The following is an 18,818-nucleotide window of genomic DNA, read 5'->3' on the forward strand; positions in this document are numbered from 1 at the left end:
AGACGTTATGACCGAGATTAAGAAAGTTGCGGTGATCGGCGCCGGCGTGATGGGCTCCGGCATCGCCGCCCATGTCGCCAATGCAGGCATTCCCGTGCTGCTGCTGGATATCGTGCCGCAAGGCGCGAATGACCGCAGCGCGCTGGCCAAGGGCGCCATCGAGAAGATGCTCAAGACCAAGCCTGCGCCCTTCATGCATCCGCGCGTGGCCAAGCTGGTCACCCCTGGCAATCTGGAGGACGATCTCGACAAGCTTGCCGATGTGGACTGGATCTGCGAGGCGATCATCGAGAATGTCGACCTGAAGCGGAAGCTCTATGCCCAGCTTGAGCAGAAGCGTAAGAAAGGCTCGATCGTCACCTCCAATACCTCGACAATTCCGCTGGATTTGCTGACGGAAGGCCTGCCGGAAAGCTTCGCCCAGGATTTCGCGGTCACTCACTTCTTCAATCCGCCGCGCTACATGCGGCTGCTGGAACTGGTGAAAGGACCGAAGACCAAGCCTGAGGTGATCGAGGCGCTGCGCCGCTTCGGCGATGTCAAGCTTGGCAAGGAAGTGGTCGATTGTAAGGACCGCCCGGGCTTCATCGCCAACCGCATCGGCATCTATTGGTCCACCGTTGCTACCGCTCTGGCCTATGACCTGGGCCTGACGGTGGAGGAAGCGGACTCCGTCGTCGGCAGGCCGATGGGCGTGCCCAAGACTGGCATCTTCGGCCTGGCCGATCTGACCGGCATCGATCTTGGCCCTTATGTGGTTGGCTCGATGCTAAAGACGCTGCCGAAGACCGACGCGCTGCATCAGTTCTACAAGGCCGATCATCCGCTGAATGCGCTGATGCAGAAGCTGATCAAGGAAGGCTATACCGGCCGCAAGGGCAAGGGTGGCTTCTATCGCGCCAAGGGCAAGGAAGCGCTGGATCTGAAGACCGGCGAATTCCGTCCCGCGCAGAAGGCCAATCTGGATTCCGTAAAAGCTGCGAAGAAAGGCCTTCGCGCCCTGGTCGAGCATCCTGACAAGGGCGGCCAGTATGCCTGGGGCGTGCTGAGCCGCGTACTGTCTTACGCTGCTGACCTGGTGCCGGAAATCGCCGATGACATCCTCGCCGTCGATACGGCGATGAAGACCGGCTATGCCTGGAAGTACGGTCCCTTCGAACAGATCGATCAGCTCGGCACGCAATGGTTCGCCGACAAGCTGAAGGCGTCTGGCATGCCGGTTCCGAAAATGGTCGAGATCGCGGCCGGCCGTCCCTTCTATAAGGAGGAGGGCGGCAAGGCCTATCGCCTGACTCCGAAGGGCGACTATGCCGAAATCGTGGTGCAGCCAGATGCCTGGACCCTGGCTGACATGAAGCGCGGCAAGCAGCCGATCGCCTCCAACAAGGGCGCGAGCCTGTGGGATGTCGGCGATGGCGTCGCCTGCCTCGAACTGCATACCAAGATGAATGCGGTCGACGCCGACATTATCGCGATGGTCAAGGAAGCCGCAAAGATCGACAAGAAGGGCTTCAAGGCTCTGATCATCGGCGGCGACTACGATAATTTCTCGGTCGGCGCCAATGTCGGCATCGCGCTGTTCCAGGCGAATATCGCGATGTGGCCTGCCATCGAACAAGGCATCTCGGAAGGCCAGGATGCCTATATGAAGCTCAAATACGCACCCTTCCCTGTCGTGGCGGCGGTGGCCGGCATGGCTCTGGGCGGCGGCTGCGAACTGGCGATGCATTCCTCGGCGATCCAGGCCCATGCCGAAAGCTATATGGGCCTTGTCGAGGTCGGCGTCGGCGTCATCCCCGGCTGGGGCGGCTGCAAGGAGCTGGTCACCCGCGCGATTCTGAACAAGAAGCGTCCCGGTGGTCCGATGCCGGCCCTGGCGCAGGTCTTTGAGGCCATCTCGACGGCCAAGGTCGCGACCTCCGCGATGGAAGCGCGCGACATGCTGATCCTGCGCGAGACCGACGGCATCACCATGAACCGCCGCCGCCTGCTGGCCGATGCCAAGGCAAAGGCCTTGGAACTGGCCAAGGACTACCAGCCGCCCAAGCCGGTCGAGATCAACCTGCCGGGTCCGTCCGCGAAGGCCGCGATGAGCCTGGCGGTGGAAGGCTTCCACCTGCAGGGCAGGGCAACCAAGCATGACGTCGTCGTCTCGATGGCGTTGGCGAATGTCGTCTCTGGCGGCAACACCGATATCACCGAAGTGGTCACCGAGAAGAAGCTGCTCGAGCTTGAGCGCGAGAACTTCATGTCGCTGATCAAGACCAATGCCACGCTCGACCGCATCGAGCACATGCTCACCACAGGCAAGCCCCTGCGGAACTGACCCTGTGGAATGAGATGCGGATTTGAGGAGATAAGGCCATGCCGAGCTATACCGCGCCTGTAAAGGACTTCCAGTTCGTGCTGCACGACGTGCTGCAGATGGAAAAGATGAGCAATCTGCTGGGCTTCACCGAAGCCACGCGCGACGTCGTCGATGCTGTTCTCGAAGAGGGCGGCAAGTTCATGAGCGAGGTTCTCGCCCCGCTCAACCAGGTCGGCGATCGCGAAGGTTGCAAATGGAATAATGGCGAAGTCACCACGCCGACCGGCTTCAAGGAAGCCTACAGGCAGTATTGCGAAGCCGGCTGGGGCGCTTTGACCGCCGAAGAGAAATACGGCGGCCAGGGCCTGCCGCATGTGCTGGGCATTGCCATGGCCGAGATCCAGTCGGCGGCCAACATGGCCTTCGCGATGTATCCGGGCCTGACCCACGGCGCCTACGAGGCGCTGCTGCGTCATGGCTCGGAGGAGCAGAAGAACATGTATTTGCCGAACATGGCGTCCGGCAAATGGACCGGCACCATGAACCTGACTGAGCCGCATTGCGGCACGGATCTCGGCCTGATGCGCACCAAGGCCGAGCCGCAGGAAGACGGCAGCTACCTGATCACCGGCACCAAGATTTTCATCTCGGCCGGCGAGCATGACTTGGCCGAGAACATCATCCATCTGGTGCTGGCCAAGATTCCAGGCGGCCCGGAAGGCATCAAGGGCGTCAGCCTCTTCCTGGTGCCGAAATTTTTGGTCAATCCGGATGGCAGCCTGGGCGAGCGCAATGGCGTGACCTGCGGCTCGATCGAGCACAAGATGGGCATCCATGGAAATGCCACCTGCGTGCTGAATTACGACAGGGCCAAGGGCTGGCTGGTCGGTCAGAAGCACAAGGGCATGCAGGCGATGTTCGTCATGATGAACGCCGCCCGCCTTGGCGTCGGCGTGCAGGGCCTGGCTCAGGCCGAAGTCGCCTATCAGAACGCCCTGGCCTATGCCAATGACCGTCTGCAGGGCCGCTCGATCACCGGTGCGAAATACCCCGACAAGCCGGCCGATCCGATCATCGTGCATCCCGATATCCGGCGCATGCTGATGACGATCAAGGCCTTCACCGAAGGCGCCCGCGCGCTGGCCTTGTGGACCGGCATCGAGCTGGACATCGCGGCCAAGCACCCCGATCCGGAGCGCCGCAAGGAGGCCGATGATCTGGTCGCCTTCCTGACGCCGATGGTGAAGGCCTACATGACCGATTTCGGCTATCAGTGCACCACCATGGCCCAGCAGGTCTTTGGCGGCCACGGCTATATCGCCGAATGGGGTATGGAACAGTTCGTGCGCGATGCCCGCATCGCCATGATCTATGAGGGCGCCAACGGTATCCAGGCGCTTGACCTCGTGGGCCGCAAGCTACCGACCGGCATTGGCCGGCTGGCGCGCCGTTTCTTCCATCCGGTGTCGCAGTTCATCGAAGAGAACATGATGAACCCGGAGATCGGCAAGGACTACGTCATGCCGCTGGCTAAGGCCTTCGCACGCTTCCAGACCGCGACGGCGCTGATCAGCGAACGCGGCCTGAAAAATCCGGACGAAGCTGGCGCGGCCTCCTGGGATTATCTCAACATGTTCGCGCTGGTGGCGCTCGGCTTCATGTGGGCCCGCATGGCCCAGGTCGCCAAGCAAAAGTTGGCGGAAGGTGCCGAGGACAAGGAGTTCTACGAGACCAAGCTGATCACCGGCCGCTTCTTCATGGAGCGGATGCTGCCCGATACCGCGGCGCAGCTCGCCAAGATCCAGGCTGGCGGGGAAAGCATGATGATGCTGAAGGCCGCCAATTTCTAAAGTCCGCCATGCAGTGCATGGCCCAGGTCTAGGAGGAAACAAAAACAAATGACCCAATACGGCATCCCGCGCGACATCTATAACGAAGACCATCAGATGTTCCGCGAGGCGGCGCGCAAATTCTTCGAGCGCGAAGTTGTCCCCTACCACGCCAAATGGGAAGAAGACGGCATCGTGCCGCGCGAGGTCTGGCGCAAGGCTGGCGAGGCCGGTTTCCTGTGCTCGACCATGCCGGAAGAATACGGCGGCTCGGGCGTCGACCGCCGCTATTCGGCGATTCTGATGGAAGAGCAGGCCTATACCGGCTGCACCGGCCCGGGCTTTTCACTGCATTCCGACATCGTCGCTCCCTATATTTTGAATTACGGCACCGAGGAGCAGAAGAAAAAGTGGCTGCCGAAGATGGCCACTGGCGAGGTGATCGGCGCCATTGCCATGACCGAGCCGAGCGGCGGCTCCGATCTGCAGGCGGTGAAGACCACCGCGATCCGCGACGGCAATGAGTTTGTCATCAACGGCCAGAAGACCTTCATCACCAACGGCCAGAATGCCGATCTGGTGATCGTGGTCACCAAGACCGATCCGAAACAGGGAGCCAAAGGCACGACGCTGTTCCTGGTCGAGGCTGACCGCGAAGGCTTCACCAAGGGCCGCAATCTCGACAAGCTCGGCATGAAGGCGCAGGACACTTCCGAGCTGTTCTTCTCCGATGTGCGGGTCCCGCCGGAGAACATGCTGGGCGGCGAAGGCCAGGGCTTTTTCTATCTGATGCAGGAACTGGCCTGGGAGCGGCTGCAGATCGCCATCATGGCGGTGGCCGGCTGCGAAGCAGCCCTGAAATGGACGATCGACTATACCCGCGAGCGCAAGGCCTTCGGCAAGAGCGTGCTGGATTTCCAGAACACCAAGTTCGAACTGGCCGAAATGAAGACCGAGACGCAGATCGCCCGCGTCTTTGTCGACAAATGCATCGATCTGGTTGCCGAGCATAAGCTGGATGCCGCCACTGCGGCGATGGCGAAATACTGGTGCAGCGACCTGCAGTGCAAGATCCTGGACCGCTGCCTTCAGCTTTTCGGTGGCTACGGCTTCATGTGGGAATACCCGATCACCCGTGCCTATGCCGATGCCCGTGTGCAGCGGATCTACGGCGGCACCAACGAGATCATGAAGGAGTTGATCAGCCGCACGCTGTGACCCACTTCATGAAGGTTCCAAGAGTCAACTGATGCTGAGGGAGAGAAACGAATGACCGAAGCCTTCATTTATGATGCCGTCCGCACACCGCGCGGCAAGGGACGCGCCAGCGGCGCATTGCACGAAGTCACGCCGATGCGGCTGGCTACCACGGTTCTGGAAGCCGTGCGCGACCGCAACGAACTCGATACTTCCCTGGTCGATGATGTGGTGCTGGGCTGCGTCATGCCAGTTGGCGAACAGGGTGCCGATATCGCCCGCGTCGCCGTGATCCAGTCGGGCTATGCCGAGACCACGGCTGGCGTGCAGATCAACCGTTTCTGCGCTTCGGGCCTGGAAGCCTGCAACATGGCAGCCGCTCAGGTGATGTCGGGCCAGTCGCAGATGGCCATTGGCGGCGGCGTCGAAAGCATGAGCCGCGTGCCGATGGGTTCCGATGGCGGGGCCTGGTCGACTGACCCGGCGGTGGCATTGCCGACCTATTTCGTCCCGCAAGGCATCTCGGCTGACCTGATTGCCACCAAATACGGCTTCAGCCGCGATGATGTGGATGCCTATGCGGTGGAAAGCCAGAAGCGCGCCAAGCGCTCGTGGGATGAAGGCCGGTTCAAGAAGTCCATCGTGCCGGTGAAGGACATCAACGGTCTGACCGTTCTGGACCGCGACGAGCATATGCGTCCGGACACCACGATGCAGACCTTGGCGGCGCTGGAGCCCTCCTTCGCCACCCTCGGCGAGCAGTTCGGTTTCGATTCCGTTGCGACCCAGCGCTATCCGGAAGTCGAGCGGATCGAGCATGTGCATCATGCCGGCAATTCGTCGGGCATCGTTGATGGTGCTGCTGCCGTGCTGATCGGCAATGCCGAAGCCGGCAAGAAAGCTGGCCTGAAGCCGCGTGCCCGCATCCGTGCCTTCGCCTCGGTCGGTTCCGAGCCGACCATCATGCTGACCGGCCCGAGCTTTGCCGCCGAGAAGGCACTGAAGATCGCCGGCATGACGCCCTCCGACATCGATCTGTGGGAATTGAACGAGGCTTTTGCCTCGGTGGTGCTGCGCTTCATGCAGGCGCTCAACATCCCGCACGACAAGATCAACGTGAATGGCGGCGCCATCGCGCTGGGCCATCCGCTGGGCGCGACCGGCGCGATGATCCTCGGCACCATGGTCGACGAGCTGGAGCGCAGCGGCAAGAGCACCGCTCTGGTCACGCTCTGCGTCGGCGCCGGCATGGGCACCGCCACCATCATCGAGCGCGTCTAAGCGCCACCAATTAGAGTTCGGAGACTGACATGATCGACTATTCCGTCGACAGCACTGGCGTTGCATCCATTGTCTGGAATATGGCCGAGCGCCCGATGAACGTCATGAACGGCGAAAGCCTCGCCGCCTTCAGCGACGCCGTCTACAAGGCCATCAATGATAAGGGCGTCAAGGGCGTAATCGTCACCTCGGCCAAGAACGACTTCGTCGCTGGCGCCGATCTGGTGAACCTTCTGAAGGAAAGCGCTGACGCCGCAAAGGCGTTGGCAAATTCCTTCAAGCTGCAGAAGCTGTTTCGCGATATCGAAAAGGCCGGCAAGCCCTTTGTTGCCGCCATCAACGGCACTGCCTTGGGCGGTGGTTACGAGATCTGCCTCGCCTGCCATCGCCGCATCGCTGCCGACAACCCGAAGGCCCTGATCGGCCTGCCGGAAGCCACCATTGGCCTGCTGCCTGGCGCTGGCGGCACGCAGCGCCTGCCCCGCATGATCGGCGTGTCCAAGGCGCTGCCGATGCTGCTGGAGGGCAAGAAGGTCGACCCGAAGACCGCGCTCGGCCTTGGCATGGTGGACGAAGTCGTTCCCGCTGCCGACCTGTTGGCCCGGGCCAAGGACTGGATCCTAGGCGACGGCCAGAGCAGCCATGTGAAGCCCTGGGATCAGAAGGGCTTCCGCGTGCCGGAAGCCGCCAACACCCCACGCGGCGCGCAGGTCTTCACTGCCGGCAATGCCATGCTGCGGGCCAAGACCTACGGCAATTACCCGAATGCGCAATACATTATGTCCTGCGTCTATGAGGGCACGCTGGTCGATATTGATACCGGCCTGAAGATCGAAAGCCGCTACTTCGTTGCCTGCACGCAGTCGAAGGAAGCGCGCAACATGATCCGCTCGCTGTTCTTCTCAATCGGCGAGGCCAACAAGCTCGCCAACCGTCCGAAGGGTGTGCCGACGCAGAGCTATACCAAGATCGGCATCCTGGGCGCCGGGATGATGGGGGCAGGCATTGCCTGGGCGGCCTCTTCGGCCGGCCTGCAGGTGGTGCTGCTGGATACCACGCAGGAAGCCGCCGAGAAGGGCAAGGCCTATTCTGCTGGCCTGCTGGACAAGCGCATCAAGGCGAAGAAGGCCACCGAGGCCGACAAGGAAAAGCAGCTTGGCCTGATCAAGGCGACCACGTCTTACGAGGATCTGAAGGGCTGCGAACTGGTCATCGAGGCCGTGTTCGAGGACCGCGCCATCAAGGCCGACGTGACCAGGAAGGCGGAAGCGCAGCTTGAGCCGACCGCGATCTTCGCCTCCAACACCTCGACCCTGCCGATCACCGGCCTGGCCGAGGCGAGCGCACGGCCAGCCAACTTCATCGGCCTGCATTTCTTCTCGCCAGTCGACAAGATGCCGCTGGTCGAGATCATCCGCGGCAAGCAGACCTCGGATGAAACGCTGGCCCGCGCCATGGACTTCGTGAAGAAGATCCGCAAGACGCCGATCGTGGTGAACGACAGCCGCGGCTTCTACACCAGCCGCGTTTTCGCCACCTACGTGACCGAAGGCCTCACCATGCTGGCCGAGGGTGTCAATCCGGCGATCATCGAGAATGCCGGCAAGGCCGCCGGTATGCCGGTCGGTCCCCTGGCGCTGGCCGACGAGGTTTCGCTGGAACTGATGCACCGCGTCCGCGCCCAGACCAAGAAGGATCTCGGCGACGCCTACAAGTCAGACGGCTCCGAGCCGGTGCTGCAATTGATGGTCGAGAAACTCGGCCGGATCGGCAAGAAGGCTGGCAAGGGCTTCTACGACTATCCCGCCGATGGCAAGAAGCGGCTATGGAAGGGTTTGGCCGAGCATTTCCCGGTCAAGCCGGAAACCGAGCAGCCGGCTCTCGCAGATGTGATCAAGCGGCTGATCTATATCCAGTCGGTCGAAACCGCCCGCTGCATCGAGGAAAAGGTTGTTCTCGATGTGCGCGATGCGGATGTCGGCTCGATCATGGGCTGGGGTTTTCCACCCTTCCGAGGCGGCACGATCAGCAATATCGACACAGTGGGCGTGAAGCCTTTCGTGGCCGAATGCGACCAACTGGCGCAGAAATTTGGCGCCCGCTTCACGCCGCCGAAGCTGCTGCGCGATATGGCGGATCAAGGCAAAAGCTTCTACACCGTCTGATCATACAGGCGTCACAAAAGGAAAGGCCGGCATCTGCCGGCCTTTCTTATTTTATGCTGTCGCGGCAGCATGGCATGCTGCGCTGCAAAATCAGTTTCCGACTGATCTCTCAATCCGCGATTGACCGCCCTGTGTCCGCGACATAGCTTAACAAAAAATTTGTTGCCTCCCGAGCGTTTCGAGTAGGCCTGCGGTCAAGCATCCGATCATGGCGTTCGGCGCAAGACGCCGAGCACCGCCACACTCGAAGTTCCGCTGTCCGGCGAGCCGGTGGCCATTTGTTGCGTGAGTCATTCAACCAACAAACGGGAGGCAACATGAAAGATTTCCGAAAGGCAAAAACCGCCGCCGCCAATCCTACGCGGCGCAAAACTCTCAAAACCCTGGGAGTTTCGGCCGCGCTTGGTGTCGGAACCGCCGCTGTCGGCGCCCCCTTCATCAGTGATCCAGCCAAGGCCGCTACCACCACGTGGAAGGTGCAGACGTCCTGGCCAGCGGGCGCCGGCCTTAACACATTCAAGGCTTGGTGCGCCACGATCAAGGAACGATCGGGCGGCGAACTTGAATTCAAGCCCTTTGCCGCCAAGGAAGTGGTTGGCGATTTTGAGCTATTTGATGGCGTGAAGAACGGTGTGCTGGAGGCAATGAACTCCTTCACTGTCTACTGGGTCGGCAAGCTGCCAGCCACTGCCTTCCTCAGCTCGTATCTGATGGGTCTGCGCTACCCCCACGAGTGGGATGTATTCTTCTACAGCAAGGGCGGGCTGCAGATGGCTCGCGAGATTTTCGCCAAGCAAGGGCTTTATTACGTCAACCGCATCCATCACGGTCCGAATATCGTTCATTCGAAACGGCCGATTCGCTCGATCGAGGATTTCAAGGATCTGAAGCTGCGTGTACCGGGAGGCATGATTGCCGAAGGATTCGCCGCAATCGGCGCCAAAACCACTCTGCTGCCGGGCGGAGAAGTCTTCTCGGCTCTCGAAAAGGGCACCATCGAAGCGGCCGATTATACTGGCCCTGCGGTGAACTGGGATCTCGGCTTTCAGCAGGTCACCAAATACATCTGGATGGGTCCGCCGGGACTGGAGTCGATCTATCAGCCGGTCGACTTGATGGATTTCTGCGTCGGCATGAATCACTGGAACAAGCTGTCACCCCAGATGAAGCAGTTCGTCGAATCGGAAGTGCAGGTTTATTCCAATATTCATCATGCCGCGATCCAGAAGGCGGACCTCGAGGCCTGGGACAAATTCGCCAAGGCTGGCATTGAGGTAAATCGCCTGCCCGCCGAAGATCTGCCGAAATTTCAGCGCATCGCCGTGCCGATATGGTTCAAATGGGCCAACAAGGACAAGGATGCGGCCCGTGTTTTCAAGGCGCAGCTTGAGCTGATGGAATCGCCCAGCTTCGGCTATGTGACACCCGATATGTACGCAGGCCTCAAGCTCGATCTGTAACGCGCATTCCCGGACATAAGAGCGCGCGCGAAGTCAGAGTCGGTGTACCAGGTGGGGCGAAGCGATTGCCCCACCTGTCATCGAAGTCTCCACGCACATCATCGAGGGATGCATGCCAAGCCTGACTTTCACCCCGCCGCACTGGCTCTACTGGGCAGTCTTGCTCCTCTTTCCGCTTGTCGCGCAATACATGGTCATGCGTGAGAAAAAGCGCGGCATCTCGCATGGCCCGTCGCTCGGCGTCGCCTACCTGTTCCTGATCTGCTCTGGCTTTGCCGGTCTGCACCGCTTCTATCTGCGCAGCCGCCTAGGGTATGTATTCATTCCGGTTTTCCTGGCCATACTGTTCGTAAACAGTCAGATCAGCGACTCGCGCGAGGACGTATCGCGTACCCGTGCCGCCGTTGAGAGTTCACATTCCGCCGTAACGCGGGCAAAAAACCAGAATGTCGCCGATCTGAGCCAAGTGGAGGCCGAACTCGCTCGCAGCGAGGCGGAGTTCAAGGTCGCTCAGGAAGAACTGGCGCAACGGCGCCGCCACTCCCAATGGCTTGCCATCCTCATGGGATTGATGCTCCTCGGCGACGCCATCCTGCTGCCACGCCTGACGCGACGGCGGCGTGAAGCCGAACGAGGCGCCGCATCCACTGCGACAACGATTCCACCCATAGAGTTCCATGAGATCGGGACCGGTCAGGATCCGGCGCGTAATCTGCATACCCGCGTCACTGACGCTGTGGAATGGGTAAACATCAAGGTCGGCGAATTTGTCGCCTACTGGGCCGTCATTGCAGTCTTTGCCTACTTTTATGAGGTGATCGCGCGGTACGCGTTCAATTCTCCCACCAACTGGGTGCATGAAAGCATGTTCCTGATGTTTGGCATGCAGTACATGCTATGCGGCGCCTACGCCTATTACGAGGATCAGCATGTTCGCGTCGACGTGCTCTATACCCGGTTCTCCGTGCGCGGCAAGGCCCTGGCTGACATCGTCACATCGCTATTCTTCTTCATCTTCACAATAACGCTGATGTGGACTGCCTGGCGCTTCGCCAGCGACGCTGTCAGCATGAACGAGCACTCCTTCACAGAATGGGGGGTGCAGTACTGGCCGGTAAAGCTTGCCATGCCGATAGGTGCCGCACTGATCGTTCTTCAGGGCGCAGTCAAACTGATCAAAGACATCCTTATCGTTACCCGGGGAGCCTGACCGTGGGACTCGAAATTGGCATTGAATGGCTGAGCCTTCTGCTCTTCGGATCACTCGGGCTGCTGCTCCTGCTCGGCCTTCCCATGGCCTTCTGCACAGGCAGCCTAGCGGTGATCTTTCTATATGTGTTCGGCAACGAATACATCCTCAACATGTTGCCGTCACGCATCTTCCCGTTCATGACGGATTACCAGCTTTCTGCGGTGCCGCTGTTCATCTTCATGGCTGCGGTTCTGGAGAAGGCCGGAATCATCGAGGAACTTTTCGACGTCATCTATAAATGGCTCGGTGCCGTGAAGGGCGGTCTGGCGGCCGCCACTGTGATTGCCTGTACGGCACTTGCCGCCATGGTAGGCGTGGTCGGCGCCACCGAAGTGACCATGGGCATGATCGCATTGCCGGCGATGCTGAAGCGTGGCTACGAGCCAAAGCTTGCCTGTGGCGCACTGCTGTCCGGCGGCACGCTAGGTATCCTTATCCCGCCTTCGGTTATGGCGATCGTCTACGCCGTGGTGGCCCAGCAGTCGCTAGGCGAGCTTCTGGTCGGATCGATTTTCCCGGGCTTCCTGCTCTCTGGTATCTACATCGCCTACGTGCTCATCCGTTGCTATATCAATCCAGCAATGGGTCCGGCCTTACCGCCCGAGGAGCGTGTAGATTTTATCGAAAAGCTGCGCCTGCTGCGCAATACCATTGCTCCGATCCTTTTGATCATTCTGGTGCTTGGCGTCATCTTCGTTGGCATCGCGACGCCGGTTGAAGCGGCCGGTATCGGCACCTTCGGCGCACTGTTCGTGGCCGGGCTGCACCGCCGCCTGACCTGGACCGCCATCAGGCAAGCTTCTCTAGATACGCTGAAGGCCACCGCAATGGTGATGTGGATCTTCTTTGGCGCTACGATGTTCGTCGGCTTTTTCATCGTAAAAGGAGGGCAGACTTTCGTGGCGAATTCCATCCTGGATACCGGGCTGCCCCCCTACGGCATCCTGTTTCTGATGATGGCGATCCTGGTTATCCTCGGCATGTTCCTCGATTGGGTTGGCATTTTGCTGCTGACTGTTCCCATCTTCCTACCGATCATGAAAAGCTTGGAGTTCAATGGCCTCTTCGGTTTACCGGGCATCGCCGCGCAGGATGTGCCGCTGTGGTACGGCGTGATCTTTATGGTCAACATGCAGATGGCTTTTCTGAGCCCGCCCTTCGGCTATTCGCTGTTTTACCTGAAAAGCGTCGCTCCGCCGCAGGTTAGTATGGCGATGATCTTCAAGGCTGCGGTACCCTTTCTGTGCCTGCAGGCTTTCGGACTGGTCCTGTGCATCATCTTTCCCGACATCGTCATCTGGCTGCCGAGGACGATCTATGGCGGACATTGAGATATGAGCGTGCATTGCCAGGCACACACCCAGCGGTCGATTTCGGGTAATTGCCCGACCAGTAGCGCATACCGGAAATATGAGGGTCTGACCGCCTTATAAATTTCGCAGCCGGTCAAGCAACGCGTCGACCACATCGAACGTGTGATAGATGCCGAAACCTATGCGCAGGCGCGCACCGCGATGGTCGGTGACGACTTTGGCAGCCGCCAGCCTCCGTTGAACCTCGTCAGCATTTTCCAATTCGAAAGTCAGAAAATTGCCACGCGGTAGACCAGCCGGTACAACAAGCTGGCTAGAGGCCAGCGGCCCAGCCGGCAGGGATGCCACGAAGCGCTCCTGCAGCGCCTGCACATGCGCATGAATTGTTGTCACGTCCACTGCTTCGCGCTGCAGCCAGTCTTGCACAGCGTTGAAGCGATACAGCCCGCTCGGATCAAACGTGGCGCCCATGAACCGCCAGCCGTCGCCGGCATAAGGCACCTGTCCGGGCTGTGCCGCACTCAAAGCGCCGAAGGCTGCATACCAGCCGGTATCGCGCGGCCGAGCACCCCAGCCGGGCGGGCAATACATGAAGCAGACGCCCTCGCCCGCCATGGCGTATTTATATCCACCGGCGATATAGAAGGCGCGATCGGCGTAAGGCGACCAGTCGGTCGGCCGAGCCATAAATCCGTGATAGCCATCGACCACCAGCATCGCATCGCCCGATGCCGCTGCCAGATCGGCGAAATCTCCCACCGCAAAGCCGGAGTTGAAGAAAACCTGGCTGACATAGATCAGGTCGAAACCCTGCTTTGCCGCCTCGGCAAATCGGGCGGAAAAGCTTGCGAAAGGCATCGCGGCGATACGCTGAACCTGTACAAGCCCGTCTTCCTCCAGCCGGGCGATCTGCCGGGTGAAGGAATGAAACTCGCTGTCGCTGGTCAGAATGCGCAGCGGCCGTGAGGCCGGCAGGCACGAGAGCAGCCGCATCAGCAATTCATGCGTGTTGGGTGCGAAGACAATACTCTTTTCGTCAGGCAGCGCCAGACGCTGGGCGATATGCCGCTGTGCCTGCGGCAGGATGTTGCCTAGCACATGGTCCCATTTGCCATCGATCAGCTTCGCCGCATCCTCCCAGCATTGCATCTGTGCTGCGCGCGTGACATCGGGCCAAGGATGATGGCTATGCGCAGCAAAATGCAGACGCGCCAAATCGGCATTCAGGAAACTGGAGAAGTGCGACGCTAGATCAAGCAAGAGGAACTCCGCTTCAGAGGCTTTCCCAAGTCGGCTCGCTATTTTAGGCTTCAAGCATTTTCAGGAGCAAGACGATGACTACTGACGGCATCCAGACCGATTTCGAAGGCAGGATGAGCTATGGTGACTATCTGAAGCTGGACCAGCTTCTGAACGCGCAAGTTCCATTGTCCGAGGAGCCGGACGAGCTGCTGTTCATCATCATCCATCAAGTGCAGGAATTGTGGATGAAACTGCTCAACCGCGAGCTGGATACCGCCATGATGCATATCCGGGCGGATGCGTTGCGTCCGGCCTTCAAATGCCTGGCCCGGCTGTCGCGCATCCAGATGCAGCTCATCCAGGCCTGGGATGTCCTTTCCACCATGACGCCCAGCGATTACCTGCACTTCCGGCCTGTGCTTGGCTCGTCTTCCGGGTTCCAGTCCTGGCAATACCGGCTGCTGGAATTCAAGCTGGGCGCCAAGAACGCGCTGATGATCAAGCCGCACCGCCATCGCCCCGATATCCTGGCCCTGCTGCAGGCGGCTTACGATGCCCCGAGCCTGTATGACGAGGCTTTGCGCCTGCTGGCCCGCCGTGGCTTTGCCGTGCCCGACGATGTCCTGCAGCGCGATGTGACCCAGCCGCACCGGCCCGATCCCCGGATCGAAGATATCTGGGCCATCGTCTACCGGGAATCGGATACCCATTTCGACCTGTACGAGATGGCTGAGGAACTGGTCGACATCGAGGACAGCTTCCAGCAATGGCGCTTCCGCCACATGAAGACGGTGGAGCGCATCATCGGCATGCGGCCCGGCACGGGCGGCAGCGCCGGCGTGCCCTACCTGAAACAGGCACTGGACCGCAGCTTCTTCCCGGAACTCTGGTCCGTCCGCGGGACGCTGTGATTGCCTGCGATTTGGCTGCGGAATTGCCCGATTTCTAACGATATTGCCCAATCCGGCAGCTCCCGCAGCCAGGCGATAGATTCAGCGCCCGGTCCGCATGGACAGGGGGGGCGGACGCGCCTAAAACATCGCGCCATCTTCCTGCCAACGAGGGCCGCCATGCTCGCGCTTCTCCGCTGCTTCCGCTTCGCCCTTGCCGCTGCTGCCCTGATCGCGGGCAGCGCCGGTAATGCCGCCGCCCAGCCGATCAAGATCGGCATCGCGCAATGGGGCCCGCATCCGCAGCTTGAGAAGACGGTCGAATCCTTCAAGGCGGAACTGACCCGCCTTGGACTGCAGGAAGGCAAGGACGTTACATATGAAATCGATCAGGCGAATTTTGATGTCGCGCTGCTGCCGCAGCTTTTGAACAAACTGAAGGCGACCAAGCCTCAGCTGATCTACACTATCGCCACACCCGTCACCCAGGCAGCCAAGCAGGCGCTGAAGGGATCGGGCATTCCCATCGTCTATGCCGCCGTGAACAATCCGGTGAAAGCCAATCTTACGCCATCCTGGGATCAGGGCGTTGATGACATGGCCGGGGCTTCCGACCAGCAGGACATGGATGCGGTGCTCGCTTTCATTCGCAAGCTACTACCCAACGCCAGACGGGTCGCGGTGGCCTATAATCCCGGTGAGGACAACAACCTCGCGGTTTTCGAGCAGGTCAAGGCAGCAGCATCGCAGCACGGCTTCAGCGTGGTTGGCGCAGGCATCGACAATCCTGCCGATATCCCGATCCGCATTGCCGCTCTGAAAGGCCAGGCAGATGTGATCTACACGCCGACCGGCGGCCTGATCCAGCCGGGCCTGCCGGCGATCGCCGCCTCGGCCGGGCAGATCGGCCTGCCGGTGGTCAATGCCGGTGTCGAAGCCGCCAAGCAGGGTATCGTACTGGCCGGCTATGCGGTGGATTACGCCAAGGTCGGTGCCAATGCAGCCAACGTCGCTTACAAGATCCTCAAGCAGAATGCCAAGATGAAGGATCTGCCGCCGGTGCGCGCTACTGCTGCCGACCATGAAGGCGCGATCAGCGGCAAGCAACTGGCCAAGCTGGGGCTGGCGCTGCCGCCCGCCCTGGCCGATTGCAAATGCGTGGCCGACTAAACCGTTCCCGCCGAGACAGCGCCGATGCTGGCCCTCACCGATCTGCGCAAGCGCTTCTTTCCCGACACCCCGAATGAGCGCGTGGCGCTGAACGGCGTCTCGGTGACCTTCAGGACCGGTACCTTCTGTATCATCATCGGCTCGAACGGTGCCGGGAAAAGCACCCTGCTCAACGCCATCGCAGGCAAGTTTCCGCTTGATGGCGGCAGCATCGCCATCGACGGCGAGGACATCACCAAAGACCCACCGCATCGCCGCGCCCGCCTGGTGTCGCGCGTATTCCAGGACCCGATGGTCGGCACCGCCGCCAGCATGACCGTGGAAGAAAACCTGCTGCTGGCTGAGCTGCGCGCCGCGCCGCATCGCCTGCGCTGGGGCCTGACGGAGACTCGGCGAAACGCCTATCGCGAGCAACTCGCGCTGCTTGGCCTTGGGCTGGAGAACCGTCTGGGCGATCGGGTCGAAACTCTGTCAGGCGGCCAGCGGCAGGCGGTGTCGCTGATCATGGCGGTAATGGGTGAGCCGAAGGTGCTGCTGCTGGACGAACACACCGCGGCGCTCGATCCGCTGACGGCCGAGCGCGTCATGGCAGCGACTTTGCGCGTCGTGCAGGAGCGGTACCTGACCACCCTGATGGTCACGCATAACATGCAGCACGCCATCGACCATGGCGACATGCTGCTGATGATGGATGCCGGGCGGATTCACTTCGCAGCTTCGGGCGCGGAGAAAACCAAGCTCGACATTGCCGATCTCATCGCGCGCTTCCGCGACAAGGAAGACCGCATCCTGCTGGCCGGCTGACATGGATATTCTTGTTCGCTTCTATGAACTGGTGCCGGTGACGCTGGCGCAAAGTCTGATCTACGCCTTTGTTGCCTTCGGCGTGATGCTGCCATTCCGGCTGCTCAGTTTCCCCGACTTGACCAGTGAGGGCTCCTTCCCAATCGGCGGCTGCATCTGTGGCGCCCTGATTGCAGTGGGTTTTCATCCCGCTTTGGCGATGCTCGCCGGAACGCTGGGCGGCTTCCTTGCCGGCACGGCTACAGCGATGGTCAGCCTGAAATTCCGCATCTCGTCGCTGCTGGCCGGGATCATCATCGTCACCATGGTCTACAGCGTTAATCTGCGGATTATGGGCCGCTCGAATATTGCGCTGTTCCAGTTCGATAATATTTTCGACCTGATCTATGCCGGGATGAATAACACCTTATCCCTCAAGATCGCCTTCCTTGCGATTCTGGTCGTCCTGCTGCTGATTCTGGCCCACGCCTTCCTGCGCACCGAGAAAGGCATTGCCTTCCGCGCTGTCGGCGCCAATCTCGATATGGCGGAGGCGCAGGGTATCCATAGCTGGTGGCATATCGTGCTGGGTTTCGGCTTTGCTGGCGGCTTCTGCGCCTTTGCCGGGGCCATGCTGGTGCAGTCCCAGGGTTTTTCGGATGTGAATATCGGTTTTGGCGTACTGATCAACGGCTTGGCTGCTGTGATCATCGGCGAACTGATCACCGGCCGCTCCAGCGTGCTGCGGCAGTTGCTAGCACCTGTTATTGGCGCCATCGTCTATTTTCAGATCATTTCGGTCTGCCTGGCGCTGGGCCTTGCGCCGACCGATCTGAAATTCGCCACCGGCGCATTGGTGCTGCTGATGCTGGCTGCGCCAAAGCTTCTGCCGCGCCTGCGCCGCGGCGAGGACAAGGACCGAATCCGCGAAACTGTTTAACGCCGCCCTCAATAGGCAGTGAACAGCACCATGAAGGCCGAGACGGTCACCGTGGCGATGATGGTCGTCACCAGGATGGTGCTGGATGTCCGCTCAACGAAAGTGTTCTGCGCGGTGGCAAGAATATAGACATTCGCTGCTGTGGGCATCGAAGCCTGGATCACGGCGACAGCGGTCAGAAACGGATCGAGCTTGAGCACATAGGCCGACAGCATCCAGACCATCAGGGGATGCACCGCCAGCTTGCCCACGGCTGTCAGGGTTACCTGATCCAGTCCCTCTGAGATCGGCCGTCCCACGAGCGTCAGGCCAAGCGCAAAGAGCGCGCAGGGTGCCGCCGCATCCGAAAGCAGCTTAAGCAAGGCTTCCAGCGGCACCGGCAATTGCAGGCCGGTCAGCCCCCAGAGCAAGCCAGCGAAGGTGGACAGGATCAGGGGGTTGCGAGCCATGCCTTTGGCGACTTTGCGGAAGATGCCCTGCAGCGAAGCCTGGCCGCTGCTGGACGCCTCAATGATCGCAGTGGTCAATGGGATCAGGATGATGTGATCGAAGACGATCACCAGCACTGCCGGGAGCACGGCGGCGTCGCCGAACAAGGTCACCAGGATCGGCAGGCCCATGAAGCCGACATTGCCGAAGGAAGCGCCCATGCCCTGCATGGCGCGTTCGCCCCATTGCAGCGGAAACAGCAGTCGGCTCAATCCCACCACCAGGCCATAAGCGACCAGGCCGCCGCCGGTATAGGCAGCGACGAAGCGCGGATCGAAAGCCTCAAGAACCGGCGCTTGGGCCATCTTCAGGAACAGCATCGCCGGCAGGGCAAACCAGATCACAAAGGCATTCAGGCCCAGATAGGCCTGCGCCGTGATCAGACGCGTATAGCCGGCGCCGAGCCCGGCAAAGATCAGCCCGAAAAAGGGCAGCGAGACGTTAAGAAGGGTTTCCATAGATAAAGGCTTGATCCGGAGAACGGCTTGATCGCGACGAG

The 18,818-nt window shown here is 60.5% G+C and carries 14 protein-coding genes; 12 read left to right on the forward strand and 2 right to left on the reverse strand.

Annotated elements, in window-relative coordinates:
- Window positions 1–7 precede the first annotated feature (7 nt).
- The 8 genes from Q0603_RS02445 to Q0603_RS02480 all read left to right on the forward strand — a co-directional run bounded on the left by Q0603_RS02445 (window position 8) and on the right by Q0603_RS02480 (window position 12,823).
- Entirely contained in the window at window positions 8–2,326 is a 2,319-nt protein-coding gene (locus Q0603_RS02445) for a 3-hydroxyacyl-CoA dehydrogenase/enoyl-CoA hydratase family protein (protein WP_298721530.1), read from the forward strand.
- A 38-nt stretch (window positions 2,327–2,364) separates the two neighbouring features.
- Window positions 2,365–4,158 carry an acyl-CoA dehydrogenase C-terminal domain-containing protein gene (locus Q0603_RS02450; protein WP_298721534.1) on the forward strand — a complete coding sequence of 598 codons (1,794 nt, stop codon included), beginning with the start codon at window positions 2,365–2,367 and terminating at the stop codon, window positions 4,156–4,158.
- A 48-nt stretch (window positions 4,159–4,206) separates the two neighbouring features.
- Entirely contained in the window at window positions 4,207–5,355 is a 1,149-nt protein-coding gene (locus Q0603_RS02455; RefSeq protein ID WP_298721537.1) for an acyl-CoA dehydrogenase family protein, read from the forward strand.
- Window positions 5,356–5,406: 51 nt separating this feature from the next.
- On the forward strand, window positions 5,407–6,615 hold the full coding sequence (locus Q0603_RS02460) for an acetyl-CoA C-acetyltransferase (protein WP_298721540.1): 1,209 nt from the start codon (window positions 5,407–5,409) through the stop codon (window positions 6,613–6,615).
- A gap of 29 nt (window positions 6,616–6,644) precedes the next feature.
- Window positions 6,645–8,780: a 3-hydroxyacyl-CoA dehydrogenase NAD-binding domain-containing protein gene (locus Q0603_RS02465; protein ID WP_298721544.1), complete on the forward strand. Its 2,136-nt coding sequence runs from the start codon at window positions 6,645–6,647 to the stop codon at window positions 8,778–8,780.
- Window positions 8,781–9,097: 317 nt separating this feature from the next.
- Window positions 9,098–10,240 carry a TRAP transporter substrate-binding protein DctP gene (gene dctP / locus Q0603_RS02470; RefSeq protein WP_298721549.1) on the forward strand — a complete coding sequence of 381 codons (1,143 nt, stop codon included), beginning with the start codon at window positions 9,098–9,100 and terminating at the stop codon, window positions 10,238–10,240.
- A 112-nt stretch (window positions 10,241–10,352) separates the two neighbouring features.
- Complete coding sequence (locus Q0603_RS02475) at window positions 10,353–11,450, forward strand: TRAP transporter small permease subunit (protein WP_298721552.1); 1,098 nt, start codon at window positions 10,353–10,355, stop codon at window positions 11,448–11,450.
- Window positions 11,333–12,823, forward strand: coding sequence for a TRAP transporter large permease subunit (locus tag Q0603_RS02480; RefSeq protein ID WP_298721555.1), 1,491 nt, complete (start codon window positions 11,333–11,335; stop codon window positions 12,821–12,823). Before Q0603_RS02475 ends, Q0603_RS02480 begins: the two co-directional genes overlap by 118 nt.
- Before the next feature lie 96 nt (window positions 12,824–12,919).
- Here Q0603_RS02480 and Q0603_RS02485 read toward each other — a convergent pair whose 3' ends face one another.
- Entirely contained in the window at window positions 12,920–14,065 is a 1,146-nt protein-coding gene (locus tag Q0603_RS02485; RefSeq protein WP_298721558.1) for an aminotransferase class V-fold PLP-dependent enzyme, read from the reverse strand.
- Window positions 14,066–14,139: 74 nt separating this feature from the next.
- On the opposite strand from Q0603_RS02485, the gene kynA reads away from it, so the two are divergent.
- The 4 genes from kynA (at window position 14,140) to Q0603_RS02505 (ending at window position 17,830) form a co-directional block, all read left to right on the forward strand.
- On the forward strand, window positions 14,140–14,958 hold the full coding sequence (kynA, locus tag Q0603_RS02490; protein ID WP_298721561.1) for a tryptophan 2,3-dioxygenase: 819 nt from the start codon (window positions 14,140–14,142) through the stop codon (window positions 14,956–14,958).
- Window positions 14,959–15,117: 159 nt separating this feature from the next.
- Complete coding sequence (locus tag Q0603_RS02495; protein WP_298721564.1) at window positions 15,118–16,107, forward strand: ABC transporter substrate-binding protein; 990 nt, start codon at window positions 15,118–15,120, stop codon at window positions 16,105–16,107.
- A 24-nt stretch (window positions 16,108–16,131) separates the two neighbouring features.
- Entirely contained in the window at window positions 16,132–16,911 is a 780-nt protein-coding gene (locus Q0603_RS02500; protein WP_298721567.1) for an ATP-binding cassette domain-containing protein, read from the forward strand.
- A gap of 1 nt (window position 16,912) precedes the next feature.
- Window positions 16,913–17,830 (forward strand): ABC transporter permease, encoded by a 918-nt coding sequence (locus Q0603_RS02505; protein ID WP_298721570.1) that lies wholly within the window; start codon window positions 16,913–16,915, stop codon window positions 17,828–17,830.
- A gap of 8 nt (window positions 17,831–17,838) precedes the next feature.
- Here the strand turns inward: Q0603_RS02505 and Q0603_RS02510 are convergent, their stop codons facing one another.
- Window positions 17,839–18,777 (reverse strand): AEC family transporter, encoded by a 939-nt coding sequence (locus Q0603_RS02510; RefSeq protein ID WP_298721573.1) that lies wholly within the window; start codon window positions 18,775–18,777, stop codon window positions 17,839–17,841.
- Window positions 18,778–18,818: the final 41 nt, after the last annotated feature.

It is taken from the genome of uncultured Ferrovibrio sp., from assembly GCF_937960835.1.
GTDB lineage: Bacteria > Pseudomonadota > Alphaproteobacteria > Ferrovibrionales > Ferrovibrionaceae > Ferrovibrio.

Excerpts from the sequence above, each read along its gene's own strand:
- Q0603_RS02445 (WP_298721530.1), top strand. The coding sequence starts at position 8 with ATGACCGAGATTAAGAAAGTTGCGGTGATCGGCGCCGGCGTGATGGGC.
- Q0603_RS02450 (WP_298721534.1), top strand. The coding sequence starts at position 2,365 with ATGCCGAGCTATACCGCGCCTGTAAAGGACTTCCAGTTCGTGCTGCAC.
- Q0603_RS02455 (WP_298721537.1), top strand. The coding sequence starts at position 4,207 with ATGACCCAATACGGCATCCCGCGCGACATCTATAACGAAGACCATCAG.
- Q0603_RS02460 (WP_298721540.1), top strand. The coding sequence starts at position 5,407 with ATGACCGAAGCCTTCATTTATGATGCCGTCCGCACACCGCGCGGCAAG.
- Q0603_RS02465 (WP_298721544.1), top strand. The coding sequence starts at position 6,645 with ATGATCGACTATTCCGTCGACAGCACTGGCGTTGCATCCATTGTCTGG.
- dctP (WP_298721549.1), top strand. The coding sequence starts at position 9,098 with ATGAAAGATTTCCGAAAGGCAAAAACCGCCGCCGCCAATCCTACGCGG.
- Q0603_RS02475 (WP_298721552.1), top strand. The coding sequence starts at position 10,353 with ATGCCAAGCCTGACTTTCACCCCGCCGCACTGGCTCTACTGGGCAGTC.
- Q0603_RS02480 (WP_298721555.1), top strand. The coding sequence starts at position 11,333 with ATGGGGGGTGCAGTACTGGCCGGTAAAGCTTGCCATGCCGATAGGTGC.
- kynA (WP_298721561.1), top strand. The coding sequence starts at position 14,140 with ATGACTACTGACGGCATCCAGACCGATTTCGAAGGCAGGATGAGCTAT.
- Q0603_RS02495 (WP_298721564.1), top strand. The coding sequence starts at position 15,118 with ATGCTCGCGCTTCTCCGCTGCTTCCGCTTCGCCCTTGCCGCTGCTGCC.
- Q0603_RS02500 (WP_298721567.1), top strand. The coding sequence starts at position 16,132 with ATGCTGGCCCTCACCGATCTGCGCAAGCGCTTCTTTCCCGACACCCCG.
- Q0603_RS02505 (WP_298721570.1), top strand. The coding sequence starts at position 16,913 with ATGGATATTCTTGTTCGCTTCTATGAACTGGTGCCGGTGACGCTGGCG.
- Q0603_RS02510 (WP_298721573.1), bottom strand. The coding sequence starts at position 18,777 with ATGGAAACCCTTCTTAACGTCTCGCTGCCCTTTTTCGGGCTGATCTTT.